Origin of the sequence: Stappia indica (assembly GCF_009789575.1) — a bacterium.
Lineage (GTDB): Bacteria > Pseudomonadota > Alphaproteobacteria > Rhizobiales > Stappiaceae > Stappia > Stappia indica_A.
In genome coordinates, this window is sequence record NZ_CP046908.1 from 1593167 (window position 1) to 1606339 (window position 13173).

Sequence of the window (13173 nt, forward strand, 5' to 3'; positions counted from 1 at the left end):
CCAGCAAGGCCAGATGAACGCGTTCCATTCCACCAGAAAAACCGTTCTGCGTGCCGCTGTGCCGGCGCTCGCGCTCCTGCTGGCGGCCTGTGCCGGCGATCCCACCCCGCCCGCCTATGTCTCCGGCTCGCGCTCGCAGCCTGCCGCCGTCCCGGTGCCCAGCGTCCCGGCGGACCAGGCGACCTTCGCCTTCGAGCCCTTCACCGGCGCCCCCGGCAACATCGCCGACGCCCTGTCGCGGCAGATCGGCGCCGAGGCGCGCAACCAGAACCTTCGCCTGGTGCGCCGTGTCGGGGCACCGGCCTCCTATCGCATCAACGGCTACCTCTCCGCGTCCGGCGACCAGTCCCAGACGACGCTCTTCTACGTGTTCGACGTCGTCGATGCCGGCGGCAACAGACTGCACCGCATCCTGGGGCAGGAATCGGCCCCCGGTTCCTCCGGCGACCCCTGGTCGGGCATCGACGACGATGCGCTGAACCGGGCCGCGCGCCGCTCCGTCGCCGAACTCGCTGCCTGGCTGCGCCGCTGAGCGCGCCGATATCAAGGAAAAATAGCCGACAGGCGCACTGGCCGGTTGTGCAAGGCGGGACGCGTTGTTAAAACGCCGCCGCCTGTAGGAGGAAGGCTCGCCAATGCCGGACTCCGGTCTGGCCTGCCGCGCTTCGACCTAGGCCACGAAAGAAGACCAGACAGACCACCGTGTGACCCTGTCGTGCCGGCGCTGCGTTCCCCGTGCGGCGACGGACCCAAGAAAGGACTTGCGGGCCATGAAGATCGTCGCGGGCAATTCCAATCGCGCGCTTGCAGAGGAAATCTCGTCCTATCTCGGGGCGCCCCTGGCAAAGTGTCAGGTGCGCCGTTTCGCCGACCAGGAGATTTTCGTCGAACTGCAGGAAAACGTGCGCGGCGAGGACGTTTTCGTCCTGCAGTCGACCAGCTTTCCCGCCAATGACCACCTGATGGAGCTGCTGATCGTCATCGACGCTCTGCGCCGCTCCTCCGCCAAGCGCATCACCGCGGTCGTGCCCTATTTCGGCTACGCCCGCCAGGATCGCCGCGCCTCCGGCCGCACGCCGATCTCGGCCAAGCTGGTCGCCAACCTGATCACCCATGCCGGTGCCCATCGCGTGCTGACGCTGGACCTGCATGCCGGACAGATCCAGGGCTTCTTCGACATCCCGACCGACAACCTGTTCGCCGCGCCGGTGATGACCCGCGACATCAAGGAGCGCTACTCGACGGACAACGTCATGGTCGTCTCCCCGGATGTCGGCGGCGTGGTCCGTGCCCGCGCGCTGGCCAAGCGAATCGATGCGCCGCTGGCCATCGTCGACAAGCGCCGCGACAAGCCTGGCGAGTCGGAGGTCATGAACATCATCGGCGATCCGTCGGGCCGCGACTGCATCCTGGTCGACGACATCGTCGATTCCGGCGGCACCTTGTGCAACGCCGCCGAAGCGCTGCTCGCCCAGGGCGCCAAGTCGGTCACCGCCTACATCACCCACGGCGTCCTGTCCGGCGGTGCGGTTGCGCGCGTGTCCTCGTCCAAGCTCAAGGAACTGGTGATCACCAATTCCATCGAGCCGACGGCCGCCGTGCTTGCCGCGCCGAACATCCGCACCATCTCCATCGCCCCGCTCATGGGCGAGGCGATCTCGCGCACCGCGCTCGAGCAGTCGGTGTCCAGCCTGTTCGGCTGAGCCCTGCCTGCCGCAATCCTTTCGAATGCCCGGACGCCGCAAGGCTCCGGGCATTTTCGTTTGACCTTCCCCCTGCTGGAAGCCCGACACTCGCTGCCATCGAAGCAAGGTCAGGAGACTTCCCGTGAAAGCACGTCTTGCAAGCACGCTCGTCCTTCTCGGCTCGCTGATGGCGAGCCAGCCGGCATTCGCCGACAGCAAGGACATGACCGTGTGGAAATCGCCCTGGTGCGGCTGCTGCGAGGCCTGGAGCGAGGCGATGCAAGCCGCCGGCTACACCGTGCGCATCGAGAATCGCGAGGACCTTGCCCCCATCAAGGCGAAGGCCGGCGTGCCCGCCGACATGGAAGGCTGCCACACCGCGATGATCGACGGCTATTTCCTGGAAGGCCACGTGCCGCTCTCGTCCGTGCAGCGCCTGCTGTCGGAGCGCCCCGCCATCGCAGGGCTGGCCGTGCCGGGCATGCCCTCGGGCTCGCTCGGCATGGGCGAGGACCCTGCCGCCCGCTACGACGTCCACTATGTGAACGGCAACGGCGGCACCGGCATCTTCGAGCAGGTCGGGGCGCGCTGAGCCGCCTCAGCCGCGCCAGGCCAGCAGCCAGCGCTCCAGCCGGCCGATCAGCCAGCTGACGATGAGGCCGAGCACCGACAGGATCGCGACGCCCGCCAGCAGCTGGTCGGTGGCGAACAGGCTTCCGGCCATCAGGATGTAGGCGCCGACGCCGTATTCGGCGCCGATCATCTCGGCCGCCACCAGCAGGATGATGCCGATCGAGGCGGAGATCCTGCAGCCCGACAGGATCGCCGGCATGGCGCCCGGCAGGATGATCTTGCGCACGATCGACCACCACGACAGTCCGAAGGACTGGCCCATGCGCACAAGCGTGCGGTCGACATTGTCGACGCCGCCATAGGTGGCGATGACGGTCGGGAAGAACGAGCCGAACAGGATCGTCGCGACCTTCGAGCCTTCGCCGATGCCGAACCAGATCACGAAGAGCGGCAAGAGGGCGATCTTCGGGATCGGGAACAGCGCCGAGACCAGCGGCAGCAGGCCGGCCCGCGCCAGCGAGAACAGGCCGATGCCGAGCCCGACGGCGATGCCGAGCGCGGTGCCCAGCGTCCAGCCGATCACGAGCCGCTGCAGCGAGGCCGACAGGTGCCGCCACAGCTGGCCCGATTCGACCAGGTAGCTGAAGGCCTCGAAAGCCTCGCTCGGGGCCGGCAGCACCAGGTTGCTGATGAAGCCGCTGCGCGAGCCGGTCTCCCACAGCGCGATGATCGCCAGGAAGACGAGCGGCCCGATCAGCCGGATCGGCACGGGACGAAAGCCGCCGCCGCGATAGGGAACCGGGCGCAGGTCCTCGCGCGATGCTTCGCTCTCGCCGGTCGCCCGGCCGCCGGACACCTGGTCAAGCGACGTCATCGGCGATCTCCCTGTCGGCGGCACGCGCCTCGTCGCGCAGGAGCTGCCACAGCTCGCGCTGCACGGCGTCCAGCTTCGGGTCGCCCGCCTCGCGCGCGCCGAGATCGCGGTCGATCTCCACGATGGTGCGGATCCGCCCCGGCCGGCGCGACAGCACGACGATGCGGTGGCCGAGACGCACGGCCTCGGCGAGATTGTGGGTGACGTAGCAGGCGGTGAAGCGCTCGCGCTGCCACAGGGCGACGAGATCGTCCATCAGCAGCTCGCGCGTCTGGCTGTCCAGCGCCGACAGCGGCTCGTCCATCAGCATCACCGCCGGGCGCACGCTGAGCGCCCGGGCGATGGCGACGCGCTGCTTCATGCCGCCGGAAAGCTGCCGCGGCAGCGCCTTGCGGAAGTCGGACAGCCCCGTGCGCTCCAGCACGTCGGCGACGATCTCCTCGCGCTCCGCCGCGGACAGCGGATGGTCTTCCAGAACCAGCGAGACATTCGCCTCGACGCTGCGCCAGGGCAGCAGCGCGAAGTCCTGGAAGACATAGGTCAGCGGATTGAGCGAATCGGAGGGCACCGGACCGGAGAGCAGCACCTCGCCCTCGTCCGGCCGCTCCAGCCCGCCGATGAAGCGCAGCAGGGTCGACTTGCCGCAGCCCGACGGACCGATGATGCACACGATCTCGCCCTCGCTGACCGCAAGGTCGATCCCGCTCAGCACCTCGGTCGCGCCATAGCGATGCGTAATCCCGCGCAGCAGGAGATCCATCGGCTGCGTTCCTTGCCTGCTCTTCGCCTGCCCGTTCCGGCTCAGTTCGTCTCGACGAAGCTCGGATCGACGAGGAGCTCCATCGTCACGGTCTCGGGCACCAGCTTCTCGGACTTGAACCAGTCGAGCTGGTCGGCGATCGAGGTCATGTTGAGCTTCGCGCCCTCGTTGACCCGCATCGCGCCGTTGCGGATGGAGGGAGCTGCCTTCTCGTAGGGCTGGTCGTTGTAGACATACTTGTGCAGCAGCTGCACCAGCGCCTCGGCGTCCTCGTCCGTGGTGGTCTTGTCGATCAAGGCCGCGTTGAAGTCGGCCGCCCCCTTGGAGAAGGCCGCGAGGAAGCGCTTGACCAGGTCCGGCTTGTCCTTGGTGTTGGCGGTCGAGGTGAAGACCGTCGTCACCTGGTAGTCGGGGATATAGTCCGCGACCATGCCGATGGACTCGATCTCCGGCCCGGCGGCCAGCGGCTTGGCGATGTGCGGGACGATGGCCCAGGCGTCGATCTGGGCGGTCTTCAGCGCGCCGATGATCGCGCCGACCTTCTGCAGCGGCCGCAGGGTGATCTCCGAGCGGTCGAAGCCTTCCTTGTCGGCGATCTTGTGGGCGATGTAGTGGAACGACGAGCCCGTCTGGGTGATGCCGAAGCTCTTGCCCTTCAGCCCGGCCGGCGAGGTCAGGCCGGCGTCGAAGGCCGCCTTGGACACGAGGATCATCTGCCCGTCGACGCCCGGCTCTTCCTGCAGCGCACCGCCGACGACCTTGATGGCGCCCTTTTCGGCCAGGTTGATCAGGCCGCCGGAAATCGCGGTGATGCCGAAGTCGACGTCGCCGGAGGCGATGGCCACCGCCATCGGCTGCGCCGCCTGGAAGAACTCGAAATTGACCTCCAGCCCCTCGTCGGCGAAATAGCCGCGCTCGAAGGCGATGAAGCTCGGCGCATGCGAGGTGAAGCGCAGCGCCCCGACCGTGATCTTGTCGGCGGCGAATGCCGTGGCGAGCGGAGCGATGCTCACGCCGGCGGCAATGCCGGCCGCTGCCGCCAGTTTCACGAATCCGCGTTTGGTCATAGCCTTCATGGCACCCTCCCCATATGGCCGGAAGTCCGCTCCGGTCCTGTCCAGTCCGTCATGCGGACATCTTGCTGATATGTCGGCGCATCCCGCCCGCAGCGATGCAGGCGCAAACGTGCCGGGCGGGCAGGTGACCGCAGCAGGTCGGCCTTGTCAATCTGTGCAGGGTCGTTTCCGGGGCGGTTGCCGCACCTTCACAGCTCTTCCACATCGATGCCGAAGGTCAGCGCGCCGATCACCTCGCCCGTATCCGGGTCGACGACCGGCAGGCTCACCTGGCTCTGCACCGTGCGAGTCGAGAGGTCTTCCTCCAAAGCGCCGATATGCAGGCTGTGCGGACCGGCGAGGAACGTCTTCTGCCACTTGTCCTCGTCGCCCTGCCAGTAGTCGGAGGTGACCTCGCTGATGCCGACATTCAGCCCGCGGGCATCCATCAGGATGATCTCGGTGAACAGGCCCTCGCTGCGCTCCTGAACCTGGCGCAGGTAGAGCGACACGGGCCGGCCCATCGTCTCGGCGATCAGCGGTCCCGTTTCCCCGCCCGTTTCCCCGCCCGTTTCCCGGCCGGCGGCCTCGGCCGCCCATTCGCCGTCCAGTTCGGCGATCCTGGCATCGCTGAGTTCGGCGGTCGTCCGGTTCTGTTCGCGCACGGCATCGACCACCGCGTCCGAGCGGGCGATCTCCAGCAGCCGCGTCCTGGCCAGCTGGCCGAGTTCCGTTTCGAAGACGTTGAGGCCGACTGCAGCGTTCGGTCCCGTCAGCCCCAACACCAGGGTGCCCGCTACCACCAGCCTTGCAAACCAGGTCCTCATGCTTCCCGTTCCCCCCAGCCGCGCTCCGGCAAGCCCTCTGTCGGCAGGGCTTGGTACGGACGCCGCAGACATAAAAATCGGTATTGATGAAAACATGCAAGATCGGAACGTCCCGCAGCGTCATCGGGATACGCGAAACCCCGCCGCGCGCTTGCCCTTTTCCGCGGCTTCCGCTATAGCACCGGCGCGCACCTGCACCCCTGGAGGCGGCGCAATCGGGTCGGCATTGAGGCCAGAGCACTGGCAGCCGCCCGCTTTCACGAAACATCAAGGAGAACTACCATGGCTGAAGGCTATGTGCTGAAGGCTTCGGTGAGGGACCGGGTTGGCAAGGGGGCCGCTCGTGCACTTCGCCGTGAAGGCCTCGTCCCCGCCGTGATCTACGGTGAGAAGAAAGCTGCCCTGCCGATCGCGATTCCGCTCAAGGAGTCGACGCTCGCCCTGCACCGCGGCGGCTTCATGACCAACCTCGGCACCATCGAGGTCGACGGCGTCGCTCACCGCGTCATCGCCAAGGACTACCAGCTCGATCCGGTTCGCGACGACCTGATCCATGTCGACTTCCTGCGCGTGTCCAAGGGCGCGACGCTGACCGTCGACGTGCCGGTCCACTTCATCAACGAAGAGAAGTGCCCGGGCATCAAGGCAGGCGGCGTGCTCAACGTGGTTCGCCACACGGTCGAGATGACCGTGCCGGCCGACGCCATTCCGGATGCGCTCGTCATCGACCTGGCCAAGGCCAAGGTCGGCGACTCGATCCACATTTCGGCCGTGGACATCCCCGCCGGTTCCGTCCCGACCATCACCGATCGCGACTTCACCCTCGCGACGATCGCTGCCCCGGGCGGCGGCGCCGGTGCGTCGGACGATGACGAGGCTGCCGAGGACGAGAGCGAGGGCTGAGGCCCCGCTCGGGCACCGGCGAGGGGAAGTGACGGGGAGTACCCATGCGCCTCATCGTCGGTCTCGGCAATCCGGGCGAGAAATACGCCCGCAATCGCCACAATATCGGTTTTCTGGCCGTGGACGCGATCCACGGCCGGAATTCCTCCTTCGCCCCTTGGCGAAGCCGCTTCAAGGCGGAAGTCAGCGAAGGCCTTCTCGACGGCGAGAAGGTGATGCTGATGAAACCCCAGACCTACATGAACGACTCCGGCCGCTCGGTCGGCGAGGCCGCCCGCTTCTACAAGCTCGCGCCCGCCGACGTCATCGTGCTCTACGACGAGCTCGACCTGCCGCCGGGCAAGGTTCGCACCAAGGTCGGGGGCGGCAGCGGCGGCCATAACGGCATCCGCTCCATCGACGCCCATCTGGGCAAGGAATACTCGCGCGTGCGCCTCGGCATCGGGCACCCGGGCCACAAGGACCGCGTCACCGCGCATGTGCTGGGCGATTTCGCCAAGGTCGATGCCGAATGGCTCGACCCGATGCTCGACGCCATCGCTGCCGAAGCCGGCCTTCTGGTCGGCGGGCACCATTCGGAATTCTGCAACCGGCTGCATCTGGCGCTGGCCCCGGCAAAGCCGCAAAAGCCCCGCAAGGAGCAAGGCGCGGCCTCGGGCGGCACCTCCCGCAACCCGAACCCGCCGCTGCCGCGGCGCGGCAAGGACAGCGCGCCCAAGACGGGGCTCGCGGAGCAGCTCGCACGCATGTTTGGAAAGAAGGACTGAGACGAGATGGGATTCCAGTGCGGCATTGTCGGCCTGCCGAATGTGGGCAAGTCCACGCTGTTCAACGCGTTGACCAAGACCGCGGCTGCCCAGGCGGCGAACTATCCGTTCTGCACCATCGAGCCGAACACCGGCGAGGTCGCGGTGCCGGATCCGCGCCTGAAGGACATCGCCCGCATCGCCAAGTCGGCCAGCATCGTCCCCACGCGCCTCACCTTCGTCGACATTGCCGGCCTGGTGCGCGGCGCCTCCAAGGGCGAGGGCCTCGGCAACCAGTTCCTCGCCAACATCCGCGAGGTCGACGCCATCGCCCATGTGCTGCGCTGCTTCGAGGATGACGACATCACCCATGTCGACGGGCGCATCGACCCCATCGCCGATGCCCAGACCGTCGACACCGAGCTGATGATCTCCGACATGGAGAGCCTCGAGCGTCGCCTGGCGCCGCTGAAGAAGAAGGCGACCGGCGGCGACAAGGATGCCAAGGCGGTGATCCCGATCATGGAAGGCGCTCTGGAGCTGCTGCGCGAGGGCAAGCCGGCGCGCCTGCTCGACGTCTCCACCCCGGAGGAGCGCAAGATCCTGGCCGGTCTCAACCTGCTGACCACCAAGCCGATCCTCTATGTCTGCAATGTCGAGGAGTCCTGCTCGGCCACCGGCAACGCCCAGTCCGAGCGCGTGCGCGAGATGGCGGAGGCGGAAGGCGCGGCCTGCGTCGTGATCTCCGCCGCCATCGAGGCCGAGATCGCCCAGCTCGACGATGCCGAACAGGCCGAATACCTGGAGACCATGAGTCTCGAGGAGCCCGGCCTCGACCGCCTCATCCGCGCCGGCTACGACCTGCTCGACCTGATCACCTATTTCACCGCGGGTCCGAAGGAAGCGCGCGCCTGGACGATCCGCAAGGGCACCAAGGCCCCGCAGGCGGCCGGCGTCATCCACAGCGACTTCGAGCGCGGCTTCATCCGCGCCCAGACCATCGCCTTCGACGACTACGTCACCCTCGGCGGCGAGGCTCCGGCCAAGGAAGCCGGCAAGGCCCGCGACGAAGGCAAGGAATACGTTGTCAAGGACGGCGACGTCCTGCTGTTCAAGTTCAACACCTGACCATCAGCCTGTTGATCGCACTCGCACTTTCCCGAAAGCCGGTCTAATGTGGGGACCGCCGCCATCGTGGCGGTCTTCTCCTGAGGGAAACCGCATGGTTCACCGCATGCTCGCGACCGCTTCGGCGGCGCTGGTCCTTTGTGCGTCCGCTGCCCTGGCAGGCACGGGCGCCGAAGGCTATTTCCAGATCTACAACAACACGGACGACAACACCGTCGTCGGTTTCTACACCAACGACGGCAGCGGCTGGTCGAGCAACTGGCTCGGCAGCAGGATCGGCCCGGACGAGTCGGCCCGCGCCGAATTCACGGACGATACCGGTTCCTGCGCCCAGACCTTCCGCGTCGGCTGGCTCGGCACCGATGGCGGCGAAGTGCTCGACGAGCCGATCGACATCGACATCTGCGAGGCGAGCAACGTCTATCTCGACGACAACGAGATCTATTACGACTGAGTGTCGGCGCGCGGCCGGAGGCTCTCGACAGCGGCCTCCGGCTGCGTATAGATCGATACCATGAGCACGTTCAGAAGCTTCGAGGATTTCGAGCCCGGCGAAACCATCGCCCTCGGCTCCAAGACCGTCACCCGCGACGAGATCGTCGCCTTCGCGGCCGAGTTCGATCCCCAGCCGTTCCACCTCGACGAGGCGGCCGGCGAGGCCTCCCTTCTCGGCGGGTTGGCGGCCTCCGGCTGGCACACCATCTCCATGCTGATGCGGCTGATGTGCGACAACCTGCTGCTGAATTCGAGCGGCAAGGGCTCGCCGGGCGTCGAGGAAGTCCGCTGGATGCGCCCGGTGCGGCCGGGCGACGTGCTCACCGCCAGCGCCGAGGTGATCTCCGCCCGCGTGCTGAACTCCCGTCCCGAGCTCGGCATGGTCGACTTCCTGTTCACCGTCGCCGACCAGACCGGCGCCACCGTCATGACCCAGCGCAACAAGATCCTGTTCGCCCGGCGGGAGGCAGTGCAATGATCTGGTTCGAGGACATGGTCGTCGGCGAGCGCCGCGAGCTCGGCAGCTATCATTTCACGCCGGAAGAGATCGTCCGCTACGCGCGCGCCTTCGATCCCCAGCCCTTCCACCTGTCGGACGAGGGGGCGGCGCAGACCCATTTCGGGCGCCTGTGCGCCTCCGGCTGGCATACCGGCTCGGTGTGGATGAAGCTGATGGTCGCCCATATCCAGGCCGAATGCGAAAGGCTGGGCACGCCCTCGCGCCTCGGCCCCTCCCCCGGCTTCACCGACCTGAAGTGGATCCGCCCGGTCTTTGCCGGCGACACGATCACCTACAGCTCCACCCTGCTGGAAAAGCGCGAGATGCGCACGCGGCCCCAATGGGGCCTCGCGATCCACGGCAACGAGGGCGTCAACCAGGACGGTGTCACGGTCTTCTCCTTCACCGGCAAGGTGCTGGTCGCCCGCCACCCCGAGACGGACGACACGGGCGGCTGAACCCACCGCAAGTGCGGACCTGCGAGCACATCCCTGGCCGGGACCGCGGCCTGGGCCCGGGCAGGTGTGGTGCCGTTAACGCCTTGTTCACCATTAACTCTTTTTTAACAGGTGCCGGCCGATACCAAGTGCATCTGATGGTTGCAAGACCTTCCATGCCCCTGTGCCGACGGTCCGGTGCCATGCGGGCGATGATGTCGGCCTCCATCCCGGGGCGGAGGACGTCGCAGTGTCGGTGCTATCCCTTCTCAAGACGGCCTCAAGCCTCGCAGGGCTTCCCTCCCGCTCCAACGCCAGTCTCTCCAACCCGTTCGCGAGCCAGACCAATGCGACACTGGGACGGCTTGCCGATAGCGGCATCACGTTGAGCGAGGACACGGTCAAGGAGATCGAGGACACCGTCGAGATCAGCCAGCAGCTGCAGCGCGCGGCCGATCAGATGAAGGACGATTCACGCTCGAACAAGGCCTCCGAGATCAAGCAGAAGATCGAGGAGCTGAAGCAGCGCCTGCAATTTGCAACGCCCAAGCAGGCCAAGGCGATGCTTCGCGAGCTCAAGGCGCTTGCGCAGGACTTCAAGGGCGCGGCCTCGCAGCTGGGCACGGATGCAGCCGAGCTGTCATCGGGCACCTCGGGTGCCGGTATTGTCGATGTGCAAGGCACTGGAGCCGTCGGCGAGGCGCAAGACGCCGTGGCAGCGGGCGCGGCAACCAACGAGGCGAACGCCGGCGCGGATGCGCAGACCGGAGCTGCCGCGCCGGTCACGGCCGCAGCCACAGCCACAGCCACAGCCGAGGCGAAGCCGTCCGGCCAGCCCGGCGAAGAGAGCGACGCGAACTCCGCGAGCAAGCCCGGCGACGAACCGAGCCAGGAAGAGCTGAAGTCCGCCCTGCAGGCCTATATCGGCGCGCAGCAAAAGGAAGAGGAGGCGGCGAACCGCTCCCGGGCCGTGGGGATGGAGAAAGAGCGCGACGATCTGAAGAAGCTCGGCGAGGAACTGAAGCAACTGGCGAAGAGGATTGCGGATCTCGCCCGCCGCGACCGGACCGACGAAACGGAAAGCCAGCGCGACAAGTCGGCGATCGATCAGGCCATCAACGATGGCAAGCAAGCCCTCGACAGCCTGGGGCTTACCCGGTCGCTCAACCAGGCGCTTTCCGGAGGGTCGGTGAGCGTCAGGGGTCAGCTCTCGGGAGAGGCCACCGCCGCCCCCGCGCAGGCAAGCCTTGCCTATACCGCCGGCCTCACCTCCGCCGGCCTCACCCCTGCCGGCCTCACCCCTGCCGGGATGAACGTGCCGGCCGTGACCTCCCCCCAGATGCTGATCCTTTAGAGCGCCCTTGCGAAGACGACCTCGTCGCGGATCGGGATGCCGTATTCACCGAGCATCGGGATCTCCGGCTTCAGCTTGCGCTCTTCGTCGATCGCGCCGGGGACGATCTTCTCCAGCCGGAAGTCGCGGCGCTGGTAGAAGCGGAAGGCATCGAGATTGTCGTTCGAGGTGCGCACCAGCAGCCGGCGGATCCCGTTTTCGACGGCAGCGCCGGCCACCGCCTTGAGCAGCAGCGTGCCCACCCCGCCCCAGCGATTGAGCGAATCGAGCGTCAGGATCTCCCACTCGCTCTCGCGCTGGATCAGCGTGACGAGGCCGACCATCTCGCCGTCCTCGTCCACGGCGATGAAGCCGGGCAGGCGCGAGGCGTCGATCATCTCGCCCTCGATCAGGATGTCCGGGCTGGTCCATCGTCGGGTCAGCAGCTCGACCACCGCCGCGTGGTCGTCCTCCGTCTTGGCGCGAATGGTTACGGTCATGACAGTGTCCTCGTGATGGGCGGGCGCCGCGCCCGCCATGCTTGAGAGAAAGATTAGCGCCGGAACAGCCGTTCGCCGAGCCCCTGCCGCGCCTGCCAGCCGGCGCGCTCCAGTTCCGGGTCGTTGTGCTCTTCCTGCGGATAGCCGATGCACAGATAGGCGATCAGCCGCCAGCTGTCCGGCACGTCCAGCGCTTGCGCGACCTCCTGCGGGTCGATGATCGACACCCAGCCGAGGCCGATGCCCTGCGCCCGCGTCGCCAGCCACAGCGTGTTGACCGCACAGACGCAGGAATAGGCCAGCATTTCCGGCATGGTCCGCCGGCCAAGGCCCTCGCCCTGGGCGGTGCCCTCGTCGCAGAAGACGGCCATTTGCACGGGCGCCACCGTGAGCCCCTCCAGCTTCAGCCGGGCATAGAGCTCGGCCCGCTCGCCGTCATAGGCGGCGAGCGCATCGGCATTGGCCTTCAGGAAGCTTGCCCGCACCATTTCGCGCCGGGCGGGATCGTCCACCAGCACGAAGCGCCAGGGCTGGCTGTTGCCGACCGACGGCGACATGTGCGCCTGCGCCAGAAGGACTTCCAGCAGCCCTTCTGGCAGGGGACGCGGGTCGAACCGCCGCACGTCGCGCCGCCATGCCAGCAGCGTCTCGAAGCCTTTCAGGAAGGCATCGCCGAACGCCGGCACCCCGCCGTCCTGCCCGTCGCTGCGGGCCGGGTCGCGGGTCCCCTCCCCGGTCAATGGCCCGGAAAGTCCACCAGCGTGCGCACGGGAACGCCGAGGGCTTCCAGGCGCGCGCGCCCGCCGAGATCCGGCAGGTCGATGATGAAGCAGGCCGAGACCACCTCGGCGCCCATCTGCTGCAGCAGCTTGGTCGCCGCCTCCGCCGTACCGCCGGTGGCGATCAGGTCGTCGACCAGGATCACCTTCTCGCCCGGACGGATCGCATCCTTGTGCACCTCCATCTCGTCGAGGCCGTATTCCAGCGAATAGGCGATGCGCACCGTCTCGTGCGGCAGCTTGCCCTTCTTGCGGATCGGCACGAAGCCGGCGGAGAGCTGATGCGCCACCGCACCGCCGAGAATGAAGCCGCGCGCCTCGATGCCCGCGACCTGGTCGACCTTGGCGCCCGCCCAGGGCTGCACCAAGGCATCGACCGCCCGGCGGAACGCCCGCGCATTCCCCAGCAGCGTGGTGATGTCGCGGAACAGGATGCCCTTCTTGGGATAGTCCGGAATGGTCCGGATTGCTGCCATCAGCTCCTGCGAGACCGTTTCAGTCGTCATTGCTCGTCCGTCTTGCTGCTTGGGGCGCGCGTGCCCACCGGGCGTTCGCGCAACCCATTGGTGAGAGAGTTTG

17 protein-coding genes are annotated in these 13173 nt (G+C 67.2%); 10 read left to right on the top strand and 7 right to left on the bottom strand.

What is annotated here, in order from left to right:
• The first annotated feature begins 13 nt into the window (after positions 1 to 13).
• The 3 genes from GH266_RS07520 (at position 14) to GH266_RS07530 (ending at position 2277) form a co-directional block, all read left to right on the top strand.
• Positions 14 to 532, top strand: a complete 519-nt coding sequence (locus tag GH266_RS07520) for a hypothetical protein (protein ID WP_158193339.1) — start codon at positions 14 to 16, stop codon at positions 530 to 532.
• Between the two features lie 238 nt (positions 533 to 770).
• Positions 771 to 1703: a ribose-phosphate pyrophosphokinase gene (locus GH266_RS07525; RefSeq protein ID WP_120267020.1), complete on the top strand. Its 933-nt coding sequence runs from the start codon at positions 771 to 773 to the stop codon at positions 1701 to 1703.
• 169 nt (positions 1704 to 1872) lie between these two features.
• A complete protein-coding gene (locus tag GH266_RS07530; RefSeq protein WP_158196098.1) occupies positions 1873 to 2277 on the top strand; it encodes a DUF411 domain-containing protein in 405 nt (134 codons plus the stop codon).
• A gap of 6 nt (positions 2278 to 2283) precedes the next feature.
• Here GH266_RS07530 and GH266_RS07535 read toward each other — a convergent pair whose 3' ends face one another.
• The 4 genes from GH266_RS07535 to GH266_RS07550 form a co-directional block, all read right to left on the bottom strand.
• Positions 2284 to 3132 carry an ABC transporter permease gene (locus GH266_RS07535; RefSeq protein ID WP_158193340.1) on the bottom strand — a complete coding sequence of 283 codons (849 nt, stop codon included), beginning with the start codon at positions 3130 to 3132 and terminating at the stop codon, positions 2284 to 2286.
• Entirely contained in the window at positions 3119 to 3892 is a 774-nt protein-coding gene (locus GH266_RS07540) for an ABC transporter ATP-binding protein (protein ID WP_158193341.1), read from the bottom strand. Before GH266_RS07540 ends, GH266_RS07535 begins: the two co-directional genes overlap by 14 nt.
• 41 nt (positions 3893 to 3933) lie before the next feature.
• Positions 3934 to 4968 (bottom strand): ABC transporter substrate-binding protein, encoded by a 1035-nt coding sequence (locus GH266_RS07545; RefSeq protein WP_158193342.1) that lies wholly within the window; start codon positions 4966 to 4968, stop codon positions 3934 to 3936.
• A 188-nt stretch (positions 4969 to 5156) separates the two neighbouring features.
• Positions 5157 to 5774, bottom strand: a complete 618-nt coding sequence (locus GH266_RS07550; RefSeq protein ID WP_158193343.1) for a hypothetical protein — start codon at positions 5772 to 5774, stop codon at positions 5157 to 5159.
• A 282-nt stretch (positions 5775 to 6056) separates the two neighbouring features.
• On the opposite strand from GH266_RS07550, the gene GH266_RS07555 reads away from it, so the two are divergent.
• From GH266_RS07555 to GH266_RS07585, 7 genes are all read left to right on the top strand, one after another.
• Complete coding sequence (locus GH266_RS07555; protein ID WP_158193344.1) at positions 6057 to 6677, top strand: 50S ribosomal protein L25/general stress protein Ctc; 621 nt, start codon at positions 6057 to 6059, stop codon at positions 6675 to 6677.
• 44 nt (positions 6678 to 6721) lie between these two features.
• Complete coding sequence (gene pth, locus GH266_RS07560; RefSeq protein WP_158193345.1) at positions 6722 to 7444, top strand: aminoacyl-tRNA hydrolase; 723 nt, start codon at positions 6722 to 6724, stop codon at positions 7442 to 7444.
• A gap of 6 nt (positions 7445 to 7450) precedes the next feature.
• Positions 7451 to 8551 (top strand): redox-regulated ATPase YchF, encoded by a 1101-nt coding sequence (ychF, locus tag GH266_RS07565; RefSeq protein ID WP_158193346.1) that lies wholly within the window; start codon positions 7451 to 7453, stop codon positions 8549 to 8551.
• Positions 8552 to 8645: 94 nt separating this feature from the next.
• The gene (locus GH266_RS07570; protein WP_158193347.1) at positions 8646 to 9005 is read left to right on the top strand and encodes a hypothetical protein; all 360 of its coding nucleotides are present in this window, start codon (positions 8646 to 8648) and stop codon (positions 9003 to 9005) included.
• Between the two features lie 60 nt (positions 9006 to 9065).
• Positions 9066 to 9524 (top strand): MaoC family dehydratase, encoded by a 459-nt coding sequence (locus tag GH266_RS07575; RefSeq protein ID WP_158193348.1) that lies wholly within the window; start codon positions 9066 to 9068, stop codon positions 9522 to 9524.
• On the top strand, positions 9521 to 10003 hold the full coding sequence (locus GH266_RS07580) for a MaoC family dehydratase (protein WP_158193349.1): 483 nt from the start codon (positions 9521 to 9523) through the stop codon (positions 10001 to 10003). The genes GH266_RS07575 and GH266_RS07580 overlap by 4 nt, the downstream gene beginning before the upstream one ends.
• 229 nt (positions 10004 to 10232) lie before the next feature.
• Positions 10233 to 11336, top strand: a complete 1104-nt coding sequence (locus GH266_RS07585) for a hypothetical protein (RefSeq protein WP_158193350.1) — start codon at positions 10233 to 10235, stop codon at positions 11334 to 11336.
• Here GH266_RS07585 and GH266_RS07590 read toward each other — a convergent pair.
• Genes GH266_RS07590 through GH266_RS07600 form a run of 3 tightly spaced genes read right to left on the bottom strand, consistent with a single transcriptional unit; the run spans position 11333 to position 13100 of the window.
• Entirely contained in the window at positions 11333 to 11815 is a 483-nt protein-coding gene (locus tag GH266_RS07590) for a GNAT family N-acetyltransferase (RefSeq protein ID WP_158193351.1), read from the bottom strand. The two genes, GH266_RS07585 and GH266_RS07590, sit on opposite strands and share 4 nt — an antisense overlap.
• A gap of 53 nt (positions 11816 to 11868) precedes the next feature.
• Positions 11869 to 12555 carry a 5,6-dimethylbenzimidazole synthase gene (bluB, locus tag GH266_RS07595; RefSeq protein ID WP_158193352.1) on the bottom strand — a complete coding sequence of 229 codons (687 nt, stop codon included), beginning with the start codon at positions 12553 to 12555 and terminating at the stop codon, positions 11869 to 11871.
• Entirely contained in the window at positions 12552 to 13100 is a 549-nt protein-coding gene (locus GH266_RS07600) for an adenine phosphoribosyltransferase (protein ID WP_158193353.1), read from the bottom strand. Before GH266_RS07600 ends, bluB begins: the two co-directional genes overlap by 4 nt.
• Positions 13101 to 13173 lie beyond the last annotated feature (73 nt).